Consider the following 23,673-nt stretch of genomic DNA (forward strand, 5'->3'; position numbering starts at 1 on the left):
ATTGGGCTTATGGTTCGCCAAAAAAGAAATAAGTCTTAATTTTGTTATCTTAAAACAAAGAAAAACTTATGAGTCAATATGATGTGGCCATTATCGGTTCAGGACCTGGAGGATATGTAGCGGCCATTAGATGTGCCCAATTGGGTATGAAAACCGCAATAATCGAAAAATATAGCACCTTGGGGGGTACATGTCTAAATGTTGGCTGTATTCCATCGAAAGCCCTTTTGGACTCTTCTCACCATTTTGAGGATGCCGTAAAACATTTTGATGCCCATGGAATTGAAATTTCGGGAGAGGTAAAAGTGGATTTGGAGAAAATGATTGCCCGTAAACAGGGCGTAGTGGACCAAACTACCAAAGGTATCGAGTTTTTGATGGACAAAAATAAGATTGAAGTCTTTGAAGGTGTGGGAAGTTTTAAGGATGCCACACATATCAATATTAAAAAAGCCGACGAATCTACTGATACGATTGAAGCCAAAAATACCATTATTGCTACTGGCAGTAAGCCGTCTACACTTCCGTTCATAAAGTTGGACAAGGAAAAAATCATCACTTCTACTGAAGCTTTAAAACTTAAGGAAGTTCCTAAACATCTAATCATTATTGGAGGTGGTGTAATTGGTTTGGAACTGGGCCAAGTATACAAGAGGTTAGGTGCAGATGTTACGGTTGTGGAGTATATGGACCGTATTATCCCAACCATGGACGGTGCGTTGAGCAAAGAGTTGACCAAAGTCCTTAAAAAACAAAAAGTAAAATTCGCATTGTCACATAAGGTAAAATCCGTTGAAAGAATTGGTGACGAAGTTATTGTGAAGGCCGATGACAAAAAGGGTCAGGAGGTTGAGTTTAAGGGAGATTATTGTTTGGTTGCCGTTGGCCGAAGACCTTTTACTGAAGGTTTAAATGCCGAAGCTGCCGGTGTTAAAATTGATGAAAGAGGTAAAATCGAGGTCAATGACCATTTGCAGACTTCCGCTTCCAATATATATGCTATTGGGGATGTCATACGGGGAGCCATGCTTGCCCATAAGGCAGAGGAAGAAGGTACTTTGGTTGCCGAGCAATTGGCAGGGCAAAAACCTCATATAGATTACAATTTGATTCCCGGAGTAGTTTATACTTGGCCAGAAGTGGCGGCAGTTGGTAAAACCGAAGAGGAACTTAAAGAGGCTGGAGTTGCCTATAAATCAGGTCAATTTCCAATGAGAGCTCTAGGTAGGTCCAGGGCGAGTATGGATTTGGATGGATTTGTTAAAATTCTTGCGGATAAAGAAACGGACGAAGTCTTGGGAGTACATATGATAGGAGCCCGTTGTGCGGACTTAATAGCAGAGGCTGTTACTGCCATGGAATTTAGGGCTTCTGCCGAAGATATTTCTAGAATGAGCCATGCGCATCCAACCTTTGCCGAAGCCGTTAAAGAAGCGGCATTAGCTGCAACGGAAGACCGTGCATTGCATGTGTAAGTCAAAAATATAAAGATGGTCTAAAACTTAAAACCCCGGCATGGCCGGGGTTTTTTATATCATTTGGTTTTATCATCTGGATTTAGCCAAGCCAAATCTTCTTAGAAATCGCTTAAATCGCGGTTTGGCAGATTCGTATAGGCTTTTAGAGCCTATTTCAATCTGGTTAAAAGCAAATTGGAATCCCTTTACAATCTGCAGTTGAATCTCGGCTTTGTTTTTTTCATATTGAAGTGCGCTATAGGTACAGATGAACATAAAAGCTACAGCTCCGGGTATGACTATGATAGGATTTAGTTCGTGGTGAAAAAACCGATAAAGTCCTAGGCCAGTAAAACTACCGTAAAGGACAATAAAATGAATCACATAAATGGATAAGGTACTCTGACCTATTTTCAAAATAGTGCTGTTTTGCATCCATCTTCTCATTAACATAAATAGGGCCAGCACCAAAAATACATCCCCAAGTCGTATAAATAGATAGTTGTTGTAATAGACATCGGCAAATAGGGTGATACCTGTAATTTCCGAAATAGTCAAAAATAAGGGGGAGGAGTACGAAATGAGTGTCCATCCAACTATCGCAAAACAGGGAATAGCTATCTGATAGAAGTATGTAGCCGATTTAAATCTGGTAAAGACCAAAGAAAGGGCCGCGCCAATTGAGGCATAGCCAAACCATGGTATAATGGTAAAAACAGAACCATTTGCTTTAGTGAAATAATTGGCAATGGCATCTGGTAACAAGCTAAAACCAAATTGTTTATATAAAGGCTCAAACAGGAATAGCAGGAGAGTGATAACTGTCAAAACGGTACCTAAGACATAAGGTTTTCTTTTGATCGTTAGCAGATAGATACCAATAATCCCAAGTAAGGATAGACCAATGCAATGCAAGACGTCTACCAGATAAAAGGAACTATAAATTTGCCCCTGCAACAAGCCCATAAAGTTGGTACGTAACAAATATCCTAAGAACAGGAGCTCCAAACCTCGTTTAATTCCCTTTTTTACCCGGGGATTTTGAATACCTTTTTGATCACTTTTAATGAGTAGGTACGTAAAAATAAACCCAGATACCGTAAAAAATACAGGGGCCGTAATACCCCTAAAATATTTCCAAATGGAATAAACAACATTGGAATCGTCTCTAAAATCAATAGAAAGTAACCCGTCCACAAAATGGCCTTGTAGCATCATAAGTATGGCCCAAGCCCTTATGGCGTCAATAAAATAGAGTCTGTTTTTTTTGTTTTGCACTTAGTTATGTTGATTTATATAACATCCTATATACTTGTAAAACAGTTATTTCGGATGTTTACTTGAGCAAAATTAGATAAAATACTCGCAAATCAATTGTATTTGCTATATTTTCGCTAAATCACATATTTACCTTCATTATGGCTAAGATTTTAGCATTTGCGGGAAGCAATTCTTCCCGATCCATTAATTACAAATTAGTAAAACACACGGTTGAGGATATAAAAGACCATGATGTACAGTTATTGAACTTGGCCAATTTTCCGTTTCCCATGTACAGCGAGGATTTTGAAAAGGAGAATGGATATTCCAACTCCATGATCGAGCTCAAAGATGATATTAGTGCCGCTGATGGACTAATTATCTCCGTAAACGAACATAACGGTAATCCCTCAGCTTACTTTAAAAATCTTTTGGATTGGCTTTCGAGGTTAGAGCGTAATTTTATGCAGGACAAACCGGTTCTTTTGATGTCTACAGCCTCTGGCAAGCGTGGAGGTATTGGCGCCATTGCTGTTATTCAGAATCTATTGCCCCGTTTTGGTGCTGAGGTGGTATCTACTTTTACACTCCCGCTTTTTAAAGAAAATTTAGGCGATGGGAAGAAAATTTTGGATTCGGATTTGGCACAGAAACACAAAGAGGCCCTAGAATCCTTTCTTGGTAAATTATAAAAATTTCCTTTTTTGCGTAGTACCAGAACATTCTCGCTAAAGAAAACGCAAGAATTCAAGGATCAACTTCTTCATTGGTCCAGACAATATGAGGAGGTACTTTGGTTGGATAGCAATAATCATGTATCTGATTATAGTTCTTTTGAGGTCCTAATGGCTGCGGACGCCCTAACATCTATAAAAACCGATTATGAAAACGCATTTCAGAAGCTGGAAGAATATAGAAGGGAAACCAACGATTGGATTTTTGGATATCTTTCCTATGATTTAAAAAACGACCAAGAAAATCTTTGCTCAAAAAACCATGACGGTGCAGGTTTTCCAGAGATGTGCTTTTTTCAGCCCAAAAAGCTCATTTGGGTCAAAGCGGGCCAAATCCATTTTAGTTACTTAAAGGTTGTGGAAGATGAACTTCTTTCCGATTTTGAGGTAATTAGTGGAATTCGGCTTGAGAAGGATAAAGCTTTGGAGGTCAAAAATGATGTTCATATAAAACTTAGAATGTTCAAAGATGAATATTTTAAGCAAGTCAGTTCGCTTCTAAGTCACATTCACCGAGGAGATATTTACGAGGCCAACTTTTGTCAGGAGTTCTTTGCTGAAAATACCCATTTAGATGCTTTATCAACTTACAAGCGTCTCAATAGCATTTCTAAAGCTCCTTTTGCCTGTTATTTAAAAATTTGGGACAACTATTTACTTAGTGCTTCTCCGGAAAGATATCTGAGAAAGAGAGGTGATGAGGTAATTTCCCAACCCATAAAGGGTACTGCCAAACGCTCCAAGGATTTTTTGGAAGATGAAGAGCTTAAAAGAAAATTACGAGAGGATGAAAAAGAGCGTGCCGAAAACATAATGATCGTTGATCTAGTGCGTAATGATTTGGCCAAACATGCCGTAAAGGGAGGGGTGACGGTAGAGGAACTTTGCGAAATATATACCTACGAGCAAGTGCATCAAATGGTCTCTACGGTATCAGCTCAAATGAAAAAAGGGGGAAGTCCCGTAGCCATTCTTAGGGATTCTTTTCCCATGGGGAGTATGACGGGAGCCCCAAAAATATCCGCAATGAAACTGATTGAGTCCCATGAAAACTTTAAAAGGGGATTGTACAGCGGTGCCGTAGGTTATTTTGATCCGGATGGAAATTTTGATTTCAATGTAGTAATACGGAGTATTGTCTACCAGGATTCCAAAAAATACGTGTCTTTTTCAGTAGGTAGTGCCATAACCGCAAAGGCCATACCTGAAAAAGAGTATGAAGAATGTTTATTGAAAGCGAAGGCAATGAGACATGTATTGGAAAATGGCTGATCCAGCAATCTTCAAAAGCTAAATAAAAAATTAGGCTCTGCTATCTTTTGTATCTTTGCCGCCATGTTCGAGGCCTTCAAAAATCATATTGAAATTAACTTTCCGCATTTAAAAAATAAGTCTTCCTTGTTGGCTTGCAGTGGTGGTGTGGATAGTATGGTCTTGGCCTCTTTATTCTACAAATTAAGATTACCTTTTGTATTGGCCCACTGCAATTTTAAACTTAGAGGAGAGGCTAGTGATGGGGATGAAAAACTGGTAAGGGATTTTGCTACCTCAAATAAAATAAAATTTATTTCAACTAGTTTTGATACAATTGGTTATATAAATAAAAATAAAGTATCACTTCAAGTAGGTGCTAGAGAGTTGAGGTACAATTGGTTTGCAAAGGTTATGGAAGAAGAGCGCTTGGAAACCTTGGTAACGGCTCATCATGCAGACGATAACCTTGAGACCTTTTTAATCAATCTTTCTCGGGGTACAGGTTTGGAAGGTCTAACTGGAATTCCTGAGAAAACGGAATCAATATCTAGACCACTACTTCCTTTTTCTAGAATTGAAATTTTAGAATTTGCAAAACAATACGCTATTTCTTGGAGGGAAGATGCCAGTAATAAAGAGACCAAATACCTGCGCAACCAAATAAGGCATGATTTGGCCCCCTTGTTAAAAGACCTTAACCCTTCCTTTTTGGAGAATTTTAAAAAGACTCAATTTTTTTTAAATCAATCTGCTGATATATTGAACGATAGGATATCTTATCTAAAGAAAAAGTTATTTATAGTGGAACGGGAAGATGTCAAAATAAAAGTAGAGAATTTACTTAATTTACATCCCTTAGAAGGGTATTTGTACCATCTTTTTAACGAATATGGTTTTACCACAATCAGGGATTTAGTTCAACTTACAAAGTCGGGTTCCGGTAAAGAACTACAATCTAAATCCCATCGTTTATTAAGGGATCGGGAGCATCTTATTTTGACTAAAATAGATGACAAAGGGAGTAATAGCTATTTGATACATGAGGGTGTGCATTTAATCTCCGAGCCGATATCCTTGAAGATGGAATTAGTAAGGGAAATACAGGAGAGAGATGCTAACATACTTTATGTCGATAAAAATTCGTTAAAGTATCCCTTGGAAGTAAGGCGATGGAAAAATGGCGACTATTTTTATCCGTTCGGGATGAAGGGAAAGAAAAAAGTATCCAAATTTTTTAAGGATGAAAAGTTAAGTCGGTTTGAAAAGGAAAAACAGTGGCTTCTTTGCTCCGGCAATAAGGTAGTTTGGATAGTAGGTTTAAGGGGGGATGACCGATTTAAAGTTACAGATTCAACTACGGAAATTTTAAAATTTAGTTTAAATTAATGCATAAGATATTGATATTTATTTCATTGTTATTTAGTTTTTTACCTGTTTTTTCTCAAACGGATGAGAAGCCAGTTGCTTTTGAAACGGAGGTAAACAAGATGTCAGAAACTGAATATGAGCTTATCATTAAAGCGATTATTTATGAAGGTTGGCATGTATATTCTCAAAATACAGCCGAGGGTGGTTCCCTTCCCAGTGAGTTTATCTATAAAAAGGCTGGTACGGACTATGAATTGGTGGGGCCAACCACTGAAAGTGAAACCATTACAGAGTATAGTGACATATTTGAGGTAGATGAGACGTTTTTTAAGGAAAAGGCGGTTTTTACTCAAAAAATCAAACTACTTGACCCCGGAGTTAATCAAATTGATGTCAATCTGTTTTATCAGGTCTGTAAGGAGGTTTGTATTCCCGTGGACCATGATTTTACCTTTGTTCTGGATGGGGGGGTAGCTGTTAAAGAAGAAAAGGTAATAGATGATAGAAGCAAAGGATTGGCTTCCTCACTTCAGCTAGATTTAAAAAACAAAGAGCTTTTAAGGGGGGCTGGGGAAGTTTCAGAATCAGGTTCAGGTTTATGGATGGTTTTTGGATTGGGTTTTCTTGGTGGTCTTATCGCCCTGTTGACTCCGTGCGTATTTCCAATGATTCCGTTGACCGTGTCTTTCTTTACCAAACACTCGGAAAAGCGTTCAAAAGGTATAGCAAATGCACTTTTGTACGGTTTCTTTATCGTGCTTATCTATTTTTTGTTAAGCCTGCCTTTTCACTTGTTCGATTCGGTTGATTCACAAATACTTAACACGATAGCTACAAACATTTGGTTGAACCTAGTTTTCTTTCTGGTTTTTATCTTTTTTGCGTTTTCATTTTTTGGGTACTATGAGTTGACCTTACCAAGTTCTTGGGCCAATAAAATGGATGCAGCTTCCGCAAAAATAGGTGGAGGAATTGGAATCTTTTTTATGGCGGTTACCTTGGCTATTGTATCCTTTTCATGTACCGGGCCTATATTGGGCGGTTTGCTGGGGAGTACAGTTTTGGAAGAAGGCGATGTGGCTTTTAACCTGAGCGCTGGTATGACCGGATTTGGCTTGGCATTGGCGCTGCCCTTCGCATTGTTCGCCCTCTTTCCGGCTTGGCTCAATTCGTTACCTAAGTCAGGTGGCTGGATGAATACCGTAAAAGTGGTTCTTGGATTTTTGGAATTGGCCTTGGCCCTAAAATTTTTAAGCAATGCCGATATGGTAGGCAACTGGGGAATTTTAAAAAGGGAAATCTTTTTAGGAATTTGGGTTGTGTTGTTCGTATTGATGACCTTGTATCTCTTTGGAATTTTTCGTTTTCCGCATGACGGGCCAAAGCAAAAACTTTCTGTACCTAGAATAACCCTTGGTGTAGCCAGTGCGGGAATTTCAGTGTATCTAATACTTGGCTTGTTTACTATTTCAAACTTAAAAATGTTGAGCGGTTTTCCACCACCTTCTTTTTATAGTGTTTTTGAAACGGAAAGCGACTGCCCGCTTGGTTTGGAATGCTATAAAGATTTTAATACCGGGTGGGAAGTGGCTAAGAAAACAAATAAACCTATTCTATTGGATTTTACGGGTTGGGCCTGTGTCAACTGCCGTAAGATGGAAGAAAACGTTTGGAGCGAACCCAATATTTTTTCTATCATCAATGAAGATTACATTTTAATTTCACTTTATGTGGATGACCGAAAAGAACTTCCGGAAGATCAGCAATTCAATTTTAAGTTTGAATCAGGAAGGGTAAAAAGTATAGAGACCATAGGGCAGAAATGGGGTACGTTCCAGACCATTAATTTTAATGCGGCATCGCAACCCTATTATGTTTTGCTTTCGCCAAATATGGAAATTTTAAATGAGGCCGTGCAATATACAGATGCCGAAACCTATGAAAAATGGTTGAAACAAGGGCTGGCCAAACTGCCTTGATTACAGGCTCAAATATTACAAATAATTAAACTGTACAAGCTGAACAAATAGGGTTGTTGAGCATTCTTTTTTTTGAATGGGTAGAAAACAAAAGTTGTAAGGTATTTTTATTATTTCCACTTAAAGAGTAACTTCAACCAAGTAAGTTTAAACTCTTTCCCTTGAAAAAATTTATTTGGATTTTCTTAGGCCTGATAATTTTCTTGTTGTTTGCTTTTTTGATTTTCGGCTATAGCCTTAAGCCTAACTATAGTGGTAACCAAAACCTGTCAGGGCTTTCGCAGGAGGTTACCGTGCATTATGATTCCTATGGAATTCCGCATATATATGGAGCTAACGAAAAAGATGCTTTTAAGGCCTTAGGTTATGTACATGCCCAAGACCGACTTTGGCAAATGGAATTATTGCGTAGAATTGGTAGCGGTGGTCTGTCGGAACTATTTGGTAAAGATTTGATAGGAACGGATAAATTTTTTCTCGCATTGGGAATTGACGACGCCTCCAAAGAGGTAGTTTCCCAATTAAACTCTCAAAATATTGGGGTGCAACTAACCCAGGCCTATTTGGATGGCATCAACCAGTTTTTGGATAAAGGGCCTACACCTATTGAGTTTTACCTTACTGGAATTGAGAAACGCCCTTTTGAAATTAAGGATGTATATAATATCATGGGGTATATGGCCTTTAGTTTTGCCATGGCTCACAAGACGGATCCTTTATTGTCAGAAATCAATAATCGCTTAGGGCCTGAATATTTAAAGGATTTAGCTGTCCATAGTGATACTTCTACGGTTTGGTTACAAAATAACCCGCATCAATCTTACGATATTGCATCGGATAACATGACAGCCAAAGTTTTTAAATCCTTGAAAAAACTCAGTATTCCCCTTTTTGAAGGAAGTAATAGCTGGGTTTTGGGGCCTAAAAAAACTAAAAACGGTAAAGTTATTTTTGCGAATGATCCGCATATTGGATTTTCCCAACCCTCAGTTTGGTATGAAGCTCATGTGGTTTCTCCGGAGTATGAAAAATATGGATACCATATCGCCGGGCTACCCTTTCCTCTTTTGGGTCACGATAGAAATTTGGCTTATGGTATGACCATGTTTGAAAATGATGATGTCGATTTTTATAAAGAGAAAATCCATCCAACGGACAGCACCAAATACCTGTACAAGGGCTCTTGGCAGTCATTTAAAAGAGTGAAAAAAAGCATAAAGGTCAAGGACTCGGCGACCATCGATTTTTCATATAAGGTAACTAAACGTGGTCCCATTTTAAATGGTATTGCCGATCAGATAAAGGGAAATGAGTCCATTTCAATGTGGTGGGTATATACGCAAGGGGAGAACAAGATTATGGACGCTCTGTACAGTTTGTCCCATTCAAACAACATAGACGATTTTAGGGACGGGCTTAAGGATATTCATGCTCCGGGATTGAACATTATGTATGGAGATGCACAAGATAATGTGGCCTGGTGGGCCAGCGCTCAATTGTATCACATACCGGATTCTGTAAATACTAAAATGGTGTACACGGGAGATAATTATTTGGATGATGAGAAACAATATTTGGATTTTAACCAAAATCCGCAATCGGAAAATCCACCGGCCGGTTATGTCTATTCGGCCAACAATCAACCGGATAGTATTGCCGGGATGTTATATCCGGGGTATTACCTGCCAGAAGACAGGGCGCGTAGGATAACAGAGTTATTGGATGCCAAAAATGACTGGAGTGCAGAAAATGTTCAGACCATGATCAATGATGTAACCTCTCCGGTTGATAAAGGGATTTTAGAGACTTTGCTAGGTAATTTAGAGATTTCTAATTTGTCAGAAAAACAACAAAAGGCGATTAATCAGCTTAAGGAGTGGGATGGAACCTATGATTTAAATAGTACCAATGCCATTTTATACCATCGGTGGACATATAATCTGCTTAAGGCAATTTTTTTAGATGAATTGGGTCAAGACTCTTTTGATGGATTGATGTCCACTCATTTAATTAAAAGAAGTATAGCGCCGCTTTTTTCAAATCCTAAATCGGTTTGGTGGGATAATATTGAGACGGAAGAAAAGGAAACTGCCGGCCAATTAATAAACACTGCTTTTGAACAGTCGTACCGAGATTTAGTAGAAACACACGGTGAAAATATAGAGGAATGGACCTGGGATAAATTTCATCTGCTTGAACATGGTCACCCAATTGGTCAGGTAGAGGCTTTACGAAGTTATTTCAACGTGGGGCCCTTTGCCGTAAAAGGTTCTAGGGAGGTTATTAATAATTTATTCTTCCCGTATACCGATGAGGAAAATTATAAGATAAGCTCCGGACCTTCAACTAGAAGGATTATCGATTTTTCCGATATTGAAAATAGTAAAAGTATATTGCCTACGGGACAATCCGGAAACCCGTTAAGCGAACACTATAAGGATCAGGCTGAAATGTATATCAACGGAGAATTTAGAAAAATGATGATGAACAAAGAGGAAATTGAAACAACATCCAAGTCCGTCTTGGTTCTAAAACCTGAGTAAAATTTCGAAATCCAACCGTTTAAATAAATTAATATGCTTATAAAAGTTTATGGGAGCGCTGTGTTTGGAGTGGAAGCCACAACTATTACCTGTGAAGTAAATGTAGATACGGGCGTTGGCTACCATTTGGTGGGGCTGCCCGATAATGCAATCAAGGAAAGTAACTACCGTATTGCTGCCGCTTTACTAAATAACGGCTATAGAATACCGGGAAAGAAAATAACGCTTAATCTAGCGCCCGCAGATTTGCGAAAAGAGGGGTCTTCCTATGACCTTACATTGGCCATGGGAATTTTGGCAGCTTCCGGACAGATCAAATGCGAGCATATAGAAAAATATATTATCATGGGGGAGCTTTCCTTAGACGGAAGTCTTCATCCCATAAAAGGGGCTTTGCCAATCGCTATAAAAGCTAGGGAAGAGGGCTTTGAAGGTTTTATTTTGCCAAGGGAGAACGCTAAGGAGGCCGCCATTGTATCAGATGTGAAGGTTTACGGGGTGGAGAATATTTCGGAAGTCATTAATTTTTTTGACAAAGGAGAGCCTTTGGAACAGACTATTGTGGATACTAGGGAGGAGTTTTATAAAAATCTGGACTTCCCGGAGTTTGATTTTGCGGATGTGAAGGGTCAGGAAAGTATAAAACGGTGCATGGAAATTGCCGCTGCAGGTGGGCATAACATCATTTTAATAGGACCTCCCGGTGCGGGAAAGACCATGCTGGCCAAACGGCTGCCTTCAATCTTACCACCTATGACCTTGCATGAGGCCTTGGAGACTACAAAAATCCATAGTGTGGTAGGTAAACTGAAAAATTTGGGATTGATGAGCCAAAGACCTTTTAGAAGTCCCCATCACACCATAAGTAGTGCTGCATTAGTAGGTGGCGGTAGTTATCCACAACCGGGAGAAATTTCCTTATCGCACAATGGAGTTTTGTTCTTGGATGAACTTCCGGAATTTGAACGTAGGGTTTTGGAGGTGATGCGCCAACCTATGGAAGATAGGGAAGTAACAATATCAAGGGCTAGGTTTACGGTTACCTACCCCAGTAGTTTTATGCTGGTGGCAAGTATGAATCCCAGTCCGGGTGGCTATTTTAATGACCCTGATGCTCCGGTTACTTCTTCACCGGCAGAAATGCAACGGTATTTAAGCAAAATTTCAGGGCCTCTGCTGGACCGTATCGATATACATATTGAAGTAACCCCTGTACCCTTTGAAAAATTATCCGAGGATAGAAAAGGGGAGAGCAGTGTGGATATTAGAAAAAGGGTAACAGCAGCACGGGAGCTACAGACCCTAAGATTTCAAGAGCTTGAAAATGTTCATTACAATGCCCAAATGAATACCAAGCAAATTAGGGAGTACTGCAAATTGGATGAGCCTTCAAAGGAATTACTGAAAAACGCCATGGAGCGACTCAATCTTTCCGCAAGGGCGTACGACAGAATATTGAAGGTGGCTAGAACTATAGCGGACTTGGATAATTCCGAGGTTGTTATTGGCAGTCATATAGCAGAGGCCATTCAATATAGGAGCTTGGATAGGGAGGGCTGGTTGGGGTAGACCCAATAAAAAACCCACTTTTTTGACAAAGTGGGTTCTAAATTTTTTATTACGCTAGTATTAACGTTCAATATCTTTCATGATTCTAATGAACAACTGGCGTTCTTCTTCTAATCTTCGTAGTGCCTGAAGGATAACTTTCATCTTAGTTCGGGTTTTAGATGTGTCCCAAATATAAGGTGTTAGTTTAAATATCTAGATAAAATACATTTTTTTTCGATGAAATGCATCATAAAGTTTCGATAACAAAAAAACCGCAGCCCATAAGGCCGCGGTCATGATTAAAAGACTAAGTGTAAAACAGTGGTATTTCCTAACTACGGTATCACCCTACACCAGGTGCAATTGTATTTACCGAAATACGACTGCCATAACTACTTTAAAAAGGATAACTGTAAATTAGAAAAACAGTCATCGCAATAATAAACACAATATTAAATGCCACGTAGATGTAGGTAAGTTTGTCTTTAAATTTCATGTCTAATGTCTCATTTTCAGTAACGAATTTACCTACTAACTTTTATTGTGACACATAGAAAAACCCCATTATTTTGAGGGAATAATCCTAAATATATTGGGGTTTTACAAAAATATTAATATAAAAAACTGAAATTCAGATATTTGCGTTTATATTTTTATCAATTCATTATTTTTGGCCGATTTATAAACTGCTTCTACTACCCGTATATCCCTTAATCCTTCTTCACCCGGAACTAATAAATCGGTCCCGTTGATAAGGGAAAGCGCATCATCATCCATTTGCGTTGCTTGTTGATTCTCTATGGGGAAATTAATAATCGTTCCGTTGGACATCTCTCCATTGTTGCCATTGTAAGAAGAGTGAGGCTTCATTCTAATCCACCCTTTTTCATAATTAATATTTAGGTAATTCATGTTGATTCCAAAGCTTGTATGGCAAGAAGCTCTTGCTCCACTTGGGAACTCTAACTGAAACATAGCCGTCTCTTCCACTTCATGGTAGATTTCGGGTCGGGTCGTAAATGTTTGTGCCAATACGGATATAGGCTCTTCACCGGTAGCCAATCGGGCCCCTTGTAAGGCATAAACGCCCATGTCTCCCATAACTCCTCCACCTAACGCTTTGTTTTGCTTCCAATGATCGGTCCTTCCATCAAAATAGCCCGCTGCAGAGGTAATCATCTTAACTTTCCCAAAAGTTTTTTCCTTGGCAGCTTTCATATAGGCTTGGATATTGGGGTCATGCTGACATCTATAACCAATGGCCAGTTTAACATTGTTGTCTTTACAGGCCTTTATCATAGATTCACATTCAGCAACCGTTGGGGCCATGGGTTTTTCACACCATACATGTTTACCCGCTTTGGCGGCCCTTATGGTATATTCTGCGTGCATGGAAGGAGGTAATACTACGTAGACAACATCTATGTCCTTGTTATTTGCAATTTGATCAAAATTGTCATAGTTGTATATATTTGTGTCCTTTATGCCATATTTCTCTTGCCAAACAGGAATTTTTTCAGGACTTCCCGTGACTATTCCCCTTAATTCACAATGCTGGGTCATTTGAAGTGCAGGTCCAAGTAAATCTGTACTATAGTAACCCAGACCTACAAGGGCAACACCTAATTTCTTGTTTTGTGGATGGGTGGCGGACCATAGGGTGCTGGGTGCAAATGCCGTAGAGGCAGCGACGAGTCCTGTTGCTTTTAAAAAAGAGCGTCTATTTTTCATTTGTATAGTTTAAAGTTCTGTTTAATGAAGGGAAGAAATTACAACAAGAAATTTAATAAACCAACAATATAATAAGAGGCTTATCACTTTTAATACATTAATTGAGAAGCCTTTGTAGATGATGCTTAGGGGACTGTCTTAAAAAAAATGATGTAAATAGACCAAACAAAACAGGCGGCACAAAGAATATAAACTATGTAATCGTTAGGGGTTGTATTTTCCTTCATAACGGCTTCTTTTTAGTATAACGTCTTAAAGAGGAGGGGCTTTACAAAAAATCGTGCAAAGGTCTTTTATTTCGTTGAAGGTGTATAATTGATATGCTGTTTCAGTGATTTGCACTCTTAGACCTTATTTAATTTTATGATTCTGAAAATTAACCACTTACTTATGTTTGTAAACTGAATTTTTTTAAGCTTGATGAAGTGTTAAATAGCACTGCTTACCGTAGTTTATACATAAATTCTTACGTAGCGTACAATTTTTATTCTTACTAATTAAATCTAATGGTAACTTCATATACCGGAATTGGAAAAAAATTAAACGTATGAATGATCAAGTGAAAAATAGGTATTGCAATCTTCCAAAAATGCCCGAAAGAGAATTTGCCGTGCCCGTGGGGCCTATGAGAATGGAAGCTATTTTAATTATGGCAAAGAAATGGGTTAATGGCACTGTCTTGAAGTACGCCTTTTTTGAAAGAGATAATTTTTTTACTACGTTGACTGACAATACAGGCAATCAGACCAAGGTATTTTGGAGAGGCACGGATGAAGAAAAACAAGCGGTTAGAAATGCTTTTGCAAAATGGAAATCACTCCAAATAGGTCTTGAGTTTGAAGAGACCGAGGATATTTTAGATTCCATCATTCGTATAGGATTTGCAAAAGGTGAAGGTTCATGGTCTTATGTAGGTAGGGATTGTTGGGATATTCCAAAAGAACAAAGAACCATGAATTTTGGATGGGATATTGTTTCGGAAGAAGATACCATTCTTCATGAAATAGGACATGCTATGGGGTTTCCGCACGAGCACCAAAACCCAAAGGCAGGAATAGTATGGGATGAAGAGGCGGTTTATAATTCATTGGCTGGACCTCCTAATTTTTGGTCACGAGACAAAACTTTTCATAACATCATTAGAAAAATTGCTCCGGATGAGGTACAAGGTTCCAGTTGGGACCCCAACTCCATCATGCATTATCCGTTCGGCCCAAATATGATTTTGTCTCCAGAGGAATTTCAGGAAGGACTATCACCGGAAGACGGCCTATCGGATAGGGATATAGCCTGGGTCAAACAGTTTTATCCTAAATTGGACCGTAGGACTTTCTTAGAATTAAAAGCTTTTCATTCTGAGATTATTTCACTTGCTGCCGGAGGGCAGATAAATTTAGAGTTTACTCCGGATGAAACGCGAAATTTTACCATTCGTACTTTTGGCGCTATGGATACGGTAATGGTACTTTCTGAGGTTATGGAAAATGAAAGTGTGTATATAGCAGGGGATGACGATAGCGGGGAAGACAGAAATTCTGTAATCACCCAAAAATTGATAAAAGGAAAAAAATACCTAATTAATATTCGTTTATACTATAAAACCAGTGCGGGCGATACCTGTGTGATGGTGTATTAGAGTTTTCTACAATTGAAACTCTTCGTTACTTCCGTCTTTATTTTGGATTTTATCCTTAATAAACAGGTCTTTTAGAATGTATCCGGCAATCAGGGCTATTCCCAAAACCAGAAGAGGTATAGCGTAAGGCCAATTCAATACATTCAATAAGCTCCCGGCAATGATGGCCAATGCCCCAATGACAATGGCAAAATTCCAGATAACTTGTAGTTTCTGGTTTTTTGCTTTTTTATCCTCATCTAAAAAATAGGCCGTTCCTTCCATTACAAACCAGGTCATAAATGCAATGCCCACAATAATTTGAAGGAATAAGGTATGCTGAAAATCTAGCACCCTTACAATTCCATTTATCGTCCAACTTAAAACTAGCACTAGTTTTACGGTGTCTATAAATTTTCTTTGGGGCTTATTAAAATGTCGGAATACATATAAGATACCTGTATTGGCAAACCCAAACAATACAATCTCCTTTGCATAGGGCCATAACAGAACCTTAAGGAGCATACCCAACAAAATGATCGTTAATGAAATTCTAAGGGGAATTTTAAGTATTTTATCTTTTTTAGGCATGACAGAGGATTTTTAGTTGATAGCTTTGATGTGCACACGTAGCCCTTCCATAATCCCAAGGATATTGTTAACGGTTTCTTTTAAGTAATATTTGATAAGTACATGTGGTATTCTAATGGTAGTAAAGCCATTTCTAAAGGAGTGCATTGCTTCCTCTAGATCGTTAATAGCCTGTTCATGGGTAAGCATATGGTACTCGGTGTCAATTTCAATATTGAGCTTTACTCGGGAAATGGCTATGTCTATTGATTTGGTACCATCCCACCACTCCAACATGGCCGTAACACCGGCTTCTTTTAATCCGTAATACAGTTGAACCGCTTCTTTGGGGGTGCCATGGCTTTCCATAAGTCTCGCCATTCTCTTTTTGTGTGCGTGGCAGAGTTGTACACCTAATACTTCCATAGAAGCTTTTTCTTCGGAAGGGTCTAGTTGTTTACTGCATTCTAAACAAGTCATAAATAGGCTAATTTATTTTGGGGGGAATAAACCCACTTAGTTCGATTTGGGATAATAATAACCGTAGATTTTTTTTAATAGTATGCAGTATCGATGTACCGCACCCTGTTTTTAGATGAACTGCATTTTTTTAGATAAACGGCATTAAAAAATGTTAAAACTGTTGTGAAAATCATCTGGTACTCCTGTATTTTGCTGGTAATTTAAAATTTCAAGACATTTACTTCCGTCTTCTATTTATTTCGTAGTTTTCATGGTCGAATCGCACTGTAGGTAAAATTTATGAATAACATTCAGGTTGAGATAAATTGTGATGCGGGGGAAGGAATTGCCGATGAAAAAAGGATATTTCCCTTTATAAATTCCTGTAGTATTGCCTGTGGAGGTCATGCGGGCAGTTTGTCAACTATGACAAAATCAGTGGAGCTCGCCTTGAAGAACAACTTGAAAATTGGGGCCCACCCATCGTACCCTGATAAAGATAATTTTGGGAGGGTAAGTATGAAATTATCCCCCAAAAACTTACAGAGTTCCATATTACATCAGCTAAAGAATTTGGAAACGGTACTAGGAACAAAGGGTATTAAATTGCATCATATAAAGGCCCATGGGGCTCTATATAATGATATGGCCAAGGATCCAACGATTGCTGCCGTATATCTCGCAGGCATTACAGAATATAGAGACTCTACTTTTTTATATGTTCCTTACAATTCGGTAGTGGCCAATATGGCATTGGAACAAGGTTTTAAAATAAAATATGAGGCTTTTGCAGATAGGAATTACAATGATGACTTGTCTTTGGTGAGTAGGAAACACAAAAATTCATTAATACTGGAGCCGGAAAAAGTATTGGACCATGTTTTGCAAATTGCTAAAAATAAAACAGTGGTTACGGTAGAAGGCACTAAACAAAAGTTGAAAGCGGATACGTTCTGTGTGCATGGAGATACCAAAAGCGCATTAGAAATTGTATCGTATATTAGGCAAATGATACCGAACCATAATACCCCCAATTAAGTGAATCTGTACTCTATTTCAATAAGGTCCTACGGGCCACATGCCATTTTAATAGAATGGCCTAACCGGGTAGAAGAAGCCATTTTGGAAAATATTCTTCACTTTACAAATTATTTAAAGGAAGTAAAACTCAAAGAAGATAATTGGGAAATGGTCCCGGCGTATAATTCCGTAACCTTAATTTACAGGGATGCTCCCATAGATTTCAAAAAATTTAAGGCCATGTTGATCGAGTGGTATGCAGACGTTTGGGAAGTACAGCCACAACAAAGAATAGTATGGAAACTTCCTGTTTGTTATCATAGGGAATTTGGAATAGACCTAGATTTGGTAAGCGAAAAATTAAATTTGACGCCAAAGGAAATCATTCAACAACATACTTCTCAGAATTATACCTTATATGGAATCGGTTTTTTGCCTGGTTTTATGTATTTGGGCGGTCTACCCACCCAACTTGAAATACCCAGAAGGTCTCAGCCTAGGGCCAAAGTGGAAAAGGGATCAGTGGGTTTGGCTGGTAAGCAGACGGGAATTTACCCGCAACTATCTCCAGGTGGATGGAATATCATAGGTAATTGCCCCATTAATATGTTCAACGTAAAAAAAGAAGAGCCGTGTTTTATTAAGGTAGGGGACAAGGTGCAATTTTATGAAATCGAGAAGGCGGAGCATGATTTGTATAAAATAGAGGAGGAAGTAGGCATTTATAAGCTGGAAAAGGAGGTGTGGCATGCTTAAAGTGTTAAAGGCGGGACTGTTTACCACTGTTCAAGATAAGGGTCGGTACGGTTATTTGAACAAAGGAGTGCCGGTGGCCGGATATATGGATCAATTTTCAGCTGTAAAGGTCAATAATTTATTGGGCAACCCTAAAAATGCGGCTGTTATTGAAATAACAATGACAGGACCAAAATTGAAATTTGAGGCGCCTACTTACATCTGCTTGGGAGGAGCTGAAATTTCTGCTAAACTAAATGAACAGCCAATTGTCAACTATACTTTGGTGAAAGTGGCCAAAGGCGATATCCTTACCTATGGAAAATTGCAAAATGGTTTTAGGGCCTATCTGGCTGTTAGAAACGGATTTGAAACCCCGGTTGTTTTAGGAAGTCGATCCTATTTTAAGGGCATAACAAAAAAGAATCATGTATCGGACGGTGATATCATTCCCTATTCGGAGGACACCGGTTTTCAGCCAAAGATTATGGAAATGAAGGTGAATTCCACTTTTGATCAAACACAATTGGGCGTTACGCCCGGTCCTGAATATGAAATGCTATCGGACAAACAATTGGAGTACCTGTTCGCAAAGGGTTTTACCATTTCCAATGAGAACAATAGAATGGCATACCAATTAGAAGAGATGATTCCTGGGCATGAAATTTCAATGCTAACATCCGCTACGCTGCCTGGTACGGTTCAATTTACACCCGCAGGAAAGTTAATTGTCTTGATGAAAGACGGTCAGACCACAGGAGGGTACCCTAGAATACTGCAATTGTCTGATGATGCCATAAACATCATTACGCAAAAAAAGTTTGGAGACAAGGTGAAGTTCAAACTACTTAGATAGATTGATTTTTTAGTCATTTCCCTCTAAAAGATAAGCCTTGTTTCAGCTAATTTCAGTAATATTGTTCGTATGAAATACAAAAGTATTGAAGTCCTAGATATTTTGGTCGTTCCCATAAGGGAGTGATACAGATTGCTGTGGATTTCAAGAAGCCTGTATCAAAATTAAAATTGATACAGGCTTTTTTGTTTGGCCAATTCGATAAAAACAGGACAAAAAATGGCATTGAAGAACAATTATTTAACTATTGAATATGATAAAAATATTAACCTAAAAAACTTATAATCATATATTTATAAAAATTATTCCTTCATTGACTTTAGAAAGCGATTTCTTAGAAAAAATTAAGGAATAAAGAATTAAATACTTTTGAAATAGTAGTACATAAACCAATTTAAACCTAGCAACATTATTTTCATAAATGGATTTGAAAAAATACAGTCATAGCGTAACCCAAGACCCTTCTTTGCCAGCCGCACAAGCCATGCTTCATGCCATTGGTCTAACGGATGAAGATTTGAAAAAACCTTTAATCGGTATCGCCAGTACAGGTTACGAGGGAAATCCTTGTAATATGCACTTGAACGATTTGGCCACGCATGTTAAAAAAGGTACTGAAAATGCCGATTTGGTCGGTCTTATTTTTAATACAATTGGGGTAAGTGACGGTATATCCAACGGTACGCCGGGAATGCGTTTTTCACTTCCCTCCAGGGATTTGATCGCAGACTCCATGGAAACCGTAATGGAAGCTATGGGATATGATGGGCTTGTAACGGTTGTGGGTTGTGATAAGAACATGCCGGGAGCACTCATGGCTCAATTGAGATTGAACAGACCTTCTATTTTGGTGTATGGTGGTACCATTGCCTCAGGCTGCCATAATGGAAAAAAGTTGGATATTATTTCTGCGTTTGAAGCTTTCGGTCAAAAAGTGGCCGGAACTATTGATGAGGAGGAGTACAAAGAAGTGATTCATAAGGCTTGTCCTGGTGCAGGTGCTTGTGGCGGTATGTATACGGCCAATACCATGGCTTCGGCTATAGAGGCGTTGGGGATGTCTTTACCGTTCAATTCTTCCAATCCAGCGGTAAGCGGTGGCAATTTAAAGGAGAAAGAATGTGTAAAGGCGGGTGAAGCTTTAAGGAATTTACTGGAGAAAGATATTAAGCCTTCGGACATTGTAACCAAAAAATCTTTGGAAAATGCCATTCGATTGGTGACCATACTTGGAGGTTCTACCAATGCGGTACTGCACTTTTTGGCAATTGCCAAGGCGGCAAAGGTTGAATTTACCCTAGAAGATTTTAGAAGAATAAGTGATTCTACACCTTTATTGGCAGATTTAAAGCCAAGTGGTAGATATTCCATGGAAGATCTTCATGGGGTGGGTGGTGTGCCCGGTGTTTTAAAATATATGTTGAAGTTGGGCATGCTTCATGGTGATTGTCTCACGGTTACCGGAAAGACGTTGGCCGAAAATTTAGCTGAAGCCCCAGAATTGGATGAAGGTCAAGATATCATCAGAACAGTAGAGAAACCTATCAAAGAATCGGGTCATATTAGAATATTGTTTGGAAACTTGGCTACGGAAGGTGCGGTTGCAAAAATTACCGGAAAAGAAGGATTGTCCTTTCAAGGTCCGGCAAACGTTTTTGACAGCGAAGCTGAGGTGAACGTAGGTATTAAGAGTGGAAAGGTAAAAAAGGGCGATGTTGTTATCATTCGCTATGAAGGGCCTAAGGGAGGTCCCGGTATGCCAGAAATGTTAAAACCAACTTCTTCCATTATGGGGGCAGGTCTTGGAAAAGATGTAGCCTTGATTACGGACGGAAGGTTTTCAGGTGGTTCCCATGGTTTTGTAGTGGGGCACGTAGCACCGGAAGCGCAGGTGGGAGGTAATATAGCCTTGGTAGAGAACGGGGATATCATTACTATTGACGCTGTAAACAATACAATTGATATTGATATTACCGATGAGGAATTAGAAAAAAGAAGAGCCAAATGGCAAGAGCCCAAGCTTAAATTTGAGCGTGGGGTACTATACAAATATGCAAAAACGGTTTCATCGGCCTCCCAAGGTTGTGTTACCGATGAATTTTAGTAATTAGAGCGGAAATTTAGATTTCTTATTGTTTAAATAGTCCTAATCGCAAAATTGCTTGCGAATGACTGGAACTTAAACGCACAGATGGAAGCAGTTAAAATGAAAACAGAGGAAACCAAAAACAAGGCCAAATTGAAAATTACAGGAGCGGAAGCTATTATACATTGTTTGTTGGCAGAGGGTGTGGACACTCTTTATGGTTATCCAGGCGGTGCAATTATGCCCGTATATGATGAACTTTATAAATTTCAAGACAAATTGCACCACGTGCTAACACGTCATGAACAAGGAGCAACTCATGCAGCTCAAGGTTATGCACGAGTTTCCGGTAGGGTAGGTGTGGCCATGGCTACTTCTGGTCCAGGAGCTACCAACTTGGTTACAGGATTGGCAGATGCCATGATCGATTCTACCCCAATGGTATGTATTACAGGTCAGGTAACCCGTTCGCTTTTGGGTTCGGATGCCTTTCAAGAGACTGATATAATCGGTATTTCTACCCCAGTTACCAAATGGAATTACCAGATTACCAGAGCGGAAGAAATTCCGGAAATAATGGCCAAGGCGTTTTATATTGCTAAATCAGGTCGCCCTGGTCCGGTATTGGTAGATATTACCAAGAATGCTCAATTTGATGAGTTTGAGTTCAGTTATGAGAAATGTACTGCCGTACGTAGTTATACCCCCGTACCTAAGCCGGATATCAAGGCAATTGAAGCTGCGGCGGATTTAATCAACCAGGCTAAAAAGCCTATGATTGTTTGGGGTCAGGGTGTTATTCTTGGTCAAGCGGAGGAAGAGTTGAAAGCATTGGTCGAAAAAGCGGGAATACCTGCGGCATGGACTATTATGGGGGCTTCGGCCATCGACACCGATCATCCGTTAAATGTTGGTATGGTGGGAATGCACGGAAATTATGGTCCAAACATTCTTACCAATGAATGCGATTTGTTGATTGCCATAGGTATGCGTTTTGATGACCGTGTTACCGGAAACTTGGAAACCTATGCGAAACAGGCTAAAGTTATCCATTTTGAAATCGATAAGGCTGAGGTAAATAAGAATGTATACGCCGATGTTGCCGTATTGGGGAATTCCAAAGAAACGTTGGGCCTAATGTTGCCTCTTATTAAAGAAAATAGCCACGAAGAGTGGCATAACGAGTTCAAAAAGCGCTATGCTATCGAGTATGGTGAGGTAATTGAAAAAGATATTTATCCCACTAAGGAGGGTTTGACCATGGGCGAGGTCATCAAGGAAATTAATAATGCGGCCAATAATGAAGCCGTCTTGGTAACTGATGTGGGTCAGCACCAGATGATCGGTTGTCGCTATGCCAAGTTTAAAAAATCAAAAAGTAACATTACCTCCGGAGGTTTGGGAACTATGGGCTTCGCACTTCCAGCAGCTATTGGTGCCAAAATGGGTGCTATGGATAGGGAAGTGGTGGCCGTTATTGGAGATGGAGGCTACCAAATGACCATTCAAGAATTGGGTGTTATTTACCAATTGAATTTACCAGTAAAAATTGTTGTTCTGAACAATGATCACTTGGGGATGGTTAGGCAATGGCAAGAATTGTTTTTTGATAGAAGATATGCCTCTACGGTGATGACAAATCCAGATTTTGTAAAAATTGCGGAAGGCTATCACATTGAAGCCAAAAGAGTTAGCAAACGGGAGGATTTAGAAGCAGCTGTTCAAGAAATGATTGCTTCTGACAAACCCTATTTCTTGGAGGTTAAAGTTGAAAAAGAGGATAACGTATTCCCGATGATTCCTACCGGAGCCTCGGTTTCAGATATCCGTTTAAAATAAAAGGTATATATAGTTCCTTCAATACCATCATGGTCGATTCCATTATCCATAATGAACCGAAAACCTATCAGAAACTATTGCAGAAGTCCGAAGCACTCGGATTTTCAATGCCTTCTGATATTTTGATAGGCACCTTGCTAAAAACCTTGGTGGCGTCAAAGCCTGGAGGAATGTTTTTGGAATTAGGTACGGGTATGGGTTTAAGTCTTTCTTGGATGTTGGATGGTATGGATGCCAACTCAAGTCTCATTAGCGTAGATAATGACCAAGAGCTAGTAAATGTCGTAAAGCCCTTTTTAAAGGATGATAAACGGGTTGTTTTGCAGTGTACGGATGGTGCGGAATGGATTAGAGGATATAGGGGGAAAGAATTTGATTTAATTTTTGCCGATGCGTGGCCAGGAAAGTATGACCTTCTGGATGAAACTTTGGCTTTGTTAAAAGTAGGCGGCTTCTATATTATCGATGATATGGATGAGCAGCCCAATTGGCCCGAAGGTCATAATAAAAAGGCTAAAGCCTTGGTTGCGGAGCTTGAAAAACGTGAAGATTTGGTTTTGACCAAAATGAATTGGTCAACCGGATTGATTATTGCCTCCAAAAAATGAGAAGG

At 39.2% G+C, this 23,673-nt stretch carries 18 protein-coding genes; 14 read left to right on the forward strand and 4 right to left on the reverse strand.

The genetic code is table 11. The features are described from left to right. Positions 1-68: 68 nt before the first annotated feature. Positions 69-1,475 (forward strand): dihydrolipoyl dehydrogenase, encoded by a 1,407-nt coding sequence (lpdA, locus tag IL355_RS06500; protein ID WP_192461377.1) that lies wholly within the window; start codon positions 69-71, stop codon positions 1,473-1,475. Between the two features lie 72 nt (positions 1,476-1,547). On the opposite strand, the gene IL355_RS06505 is transcribed toward lpdA, so the two are convergent. Next, complete coding sequence (locus IL355_RS06505; protein ID WP_192461378.1) at positions 1,548-2,735, reverse strand: acyltransferase family protein; 1,188 nt, start codon at positions 2,733-2,735, stop codon at positions 1,548-1,550. Positions 2,736-2,875: 140 nt separating this feature from the next. Between IL355_RS06505 and IL355_RS06510 the strand changes: the two genes are divergently transcribed. From IL355_RS06510 to IL355_RS06535, 6 genes are all read left to right on the forward strand, one after another. Continuing rightward, complete coding sequence (locus tag IL355_RS06510) at positions 2,876-3,409, forward strand: NADPH-dependent FMN reductase (RefSeq protein ID WP_192461379.1); 534 nt, start codon at positions 2,876-2,878, stop codon at positions 3,407-3,409. Positions 3,410-3,421: 12 nt separating this feature from the next. Further along, positions 3,422-4,723 carry an anthranilate synthase component I family protein gene (locus IL355_RS06515; RefSeq protein WP_192461380.1) on the forward strand — a complete coding sequence of 434 codons (1,302 nt, stop codon included), beginning with the start codon at positions 3,422-3,424 and terminating at the stop codon, positions 4,721-4,723. Positions 4,724-4,786: 63 nt separating this feature from the next. Further along, a complete protein-coding gene (tilS, locus tag IL355_RS06520) occupies positions 4,787-6,091 on the forward strand; it encodes a tRNA lysidine(34) synthetase TilS (protein WP_192461381.1) in 1,305 nt (434 codons plus the stop codon). Then, a complete protein-coding gene (locus tag IL355_RS06525) occupies positions 6,091-8,052 on the forward strand; it encodes a protein-disulfide reductase DsbD family protein (protein ID WP_192461382.1) in 1,962 nt (653 codons plus the stop codon). The genes tilS and IL355_RS06525 overlap by 1 nt, the downstream gene beginning before the upstream one ends. A 161-nt stretch (positions 8,053-8,213) precedes the next feature. Further along, positions 8,214-10,595, forward strand: a complete 2,382-nt coding sequence (locus IL355_RS06530; protein ID WP_192461383.1) for a penicillin acylase family protein — start codon at positions 8,214-8,216, stop codon at positions 10,593-10,595. Positions 10,596-10,628: 33 nt separating this feature from the next. Next, entirely contained in the window at positions 10,629-12,164 is a 1,536-nt protein-coding gene (locus IL355_RS06535; RefSeq protein ID WP_192461384.1) for a YifB family Mg chelatase-like AAA ATPase, read from the forward strand. A gap of 627 nt (positions 12,165-12,791) precedes the next feature. Here the strand turns inward: IL355_RS06535 and IL355_RS06540 are convergent. Then, complete coding sequence (locus tag IL355_RS06540) at positions 12,792-13,877, reverse strand: Gfo/Idh/MocA family oxidoreductase (RefSeq protein ID WP_192461385.1); 1,086 nt, start codon at positions 13,875-13,877, stop codon at positions 12,792-12,794. Positions 13,878-14,424: 547 nt separating this feature from the next. Between IL355_RS06540 and IL355_RS06545 the strand changes: the two genes are divergently transcribed. Beyond that, positions 14,425-15,513, forward strand: a complete 1,089-nt coding sequence (locus IL355_RS06545; RefSeq protein ID WP_192461386.1) for a M12 family metallopeptidase — start codon at positions 14,425-14,427, stop codon at positions 15,511-15,513. A gap of 6 nt (positions 15,514-15,519) precedes the next feature. Here the strand turns inward: IL355_RS06545 and IL355_RS06550 are convergent, their stop codons facing one another. Both IL355_RS06550 and IL355_RS06555 read right to left on the reverse strand, forming a co-directional pair. Beyond that, positions 15,520-16,083, reverse strand: coding sequence for a hypothetical protein (locus tag IL355_RS06550; protein ID WP_192461387.1), 564 nt, complete (start codon positions 16,081-16,083; stop codon positions 15,520-15,522). Positions 16,084-16,095: 12 nt separating this feature from the next. Continuing rightward, a complete protein-coding gene (locus IL355_RS06555; protein WP_192461388.1) occupies positions 16,096-16,542 on the reverse strand; it encodes a hypothetical protein in 447 nt (148 codons plus the stop codon). Positions 16,543-16,824: 282 nt separating this feature from the next. Between IL355_RS06555 and pxpA the strand changes: the two genes are divergently transcribed. The 6 genes from pxpA to IL355_RS06585 all read left to right on the forward strand — a co-directional run bounded on the left by pxpA (position 16,825) and on the right by IL355_RS06585 (position 23,668). Further along, positions 16,825-17,562: a 5-oxoprolinase subunit PxpA gene (gene pxpA / locus IL355_RS06560; protein WP_192461389.1), complete on the forward strand. Its 738-nt coding sequence runs from the start codon at positions 16,825-16,827 to the stop codon at positions 17,560-17,562. Then, entirely contained in the window at positions 17,563-18,300 is a 738-nt protein-coding gene (gene pxpB, locus IL355_RS06565; protein ID WP_192461390.1) for a 5-oxoprolinase subunit PxpB, read from the forward strand. It abuts the gene before it with no gap. Beyond that, a complete protein-coding gene (locus IL355_RS06570; RefSeq protein ID WP_192461391.1) occupies positions 18,293-19,135 on the forward strand; it encodes a 5-oxoprolinase subunit C family protein in 843 nt (280 codons plus the stop codon). Before pxpB ends, IL355_RS06570 begins: the two co-directional genes overlap by 8 nt. 421 nt (positions 19,136-19,556) lie before the next feature. After that, positions 19,557-21,239, forward strand: a complete 1,683-nt coding sequence (ilvD, locus tag IL355_RS06575; protein ID WP_192461392.1) for a dihydroxy-acid dehydratase — start codon at positions 19,557-19,559, stop codon at positions 21,237-21,239. An 87-nt stretch (positions 21,240-21,326) separates the two neighbouring features. Next, complete coding sequence (gene ilvB / locus IL355_RS06580) at positions 21,327-23,060, forward strand: biosynthetic-type acetolactate synthase large subunit (protein ID WP_187457368.1); 1,734 nt, start codon at positions 21,327-21,329, stop codon at positions 23,058-23,060. Between the two features lie 29 nt (positions 23,061-23,089). Continuing rightward, positions 23,090-23,668, forward strand: a complete 579-nt coding sequence (locus tag IL355_RS06585) for an O-methyltransferase (RefSeq protein ID WP_192461393.1) — start codon at positions 23,090-23,092, stop codon at positions 23,666-23,668. Positions 23,669-23,673 lie beyond the last annotated feature (5 nt).

The sequence above is a fragment of the Euzebyella saccharophila genome (assembly GCF_014855495.1).
Classification (GTDB): domain Bacteria; phylum Bacteroidota; class Bacteroidia; order Flavobacteriales; family Flavobacteriaceae; genus Euzebyella; species Euzebyella saccharophila.

Excerpts from the sequence above, each read along its gene's own strand:
- lpdA (WP_192461377.1), top strand. The coding sequence starts at position 69 with ATGAGTCAATATGATGTGGCCATTATCGGTTCAGGACCTGGAGGATAT.
- IL355_RS06510 (WP_192461379.1), top strand. The coding sequence starts at position 2,876 with ATGGCTAAGATTTTAGCATTTGCGGGAAGCAATTCTTCCCGATCCATT.
- tilS (WP_192461381.1), top strand. The coding sequence starts at position 4,787 with ATGTTCGAGGCCTTCAAAAATCATATTGAAATTAACTTTCCGCATTTA.
- IL355_RS06525 (WP_192461382.1), top strand. The coding sequence starts at position 6,091 with ATGCATAAGATATTGATATTTATTTCATTGTTATTTAGTTTTTTACCT.
- IL355_RS06535 (WP_192461384.1), top strand. The coding sequence starts at position 10,629 with ATGCTTATAAAAGTTTATGGGAGCGCTGTGTTTGGAGTGGAAGCCACA.
- IL355_RS06540 (WP_192461385.1), bottom strand. The coding sequence starts at position 13,877 with ATGAAAAATAGACGCTCTTTTTTAAAAGCAACAGGACTCGTCGCTGCC.
- IL355_RS06545 (WP_192461386.1), top strand. The coding sequence starts at position 14,425 with ATGAATGATCAAGTGAAAAATAGGTATTGCAATCTTCCAAAAATGCCC.
- IL355_RS06550 (WP_192461387.1), bottom strand. The coding sequence starts at position 16,083 with ATGCCTAAAAAAGATAAAATACTTAAAATTCCCCTTAGAATTTCATTA.
- IL355_RS06555 (WP_192461388.1), bottom strand. The coding sequence starts at position 16,542 with ATGACTTGTTTAGAATGCAGTAAACAACTAGACCCTTCCGAAGAAAAA.
- pxpA (WP_192461389.1), top strand. The coding sequence starts at position 16,825 with ATGAATAACATTCAGGTTGAGATAAATTGTGATGCGGGGGAAGGAATT.
- IL355_RS06570 (WP_192461391.1), top strand. The coding sequence starts at position 18,293 with ATGCTTAAAGTGTTAAAGGCGGGACTGTTTACCACTGTTCAAGATAAG.
- ilvD (WP_192461392.1), top strand. The coding sequence starts at position 19,557 with ATGGATTTGAAAAAATACAGTCATAGCGTAACCCAAGACCCTTCTTTG.
- ilvB (WP_187457368.1), top strand. The coding sequence starts at position 21,327 with ATGGAAGCAGTTAAAATGAAAACAGAGGAAACCAAAAACAAGGCCAAA.
- IL355_RS06585 (WP_192461393.1), top strand. The coding sequence starts at position 23,090 with ATGGTCGATTCCATTATCCATAATGAACCGAAAACCTATCAGAAACTA.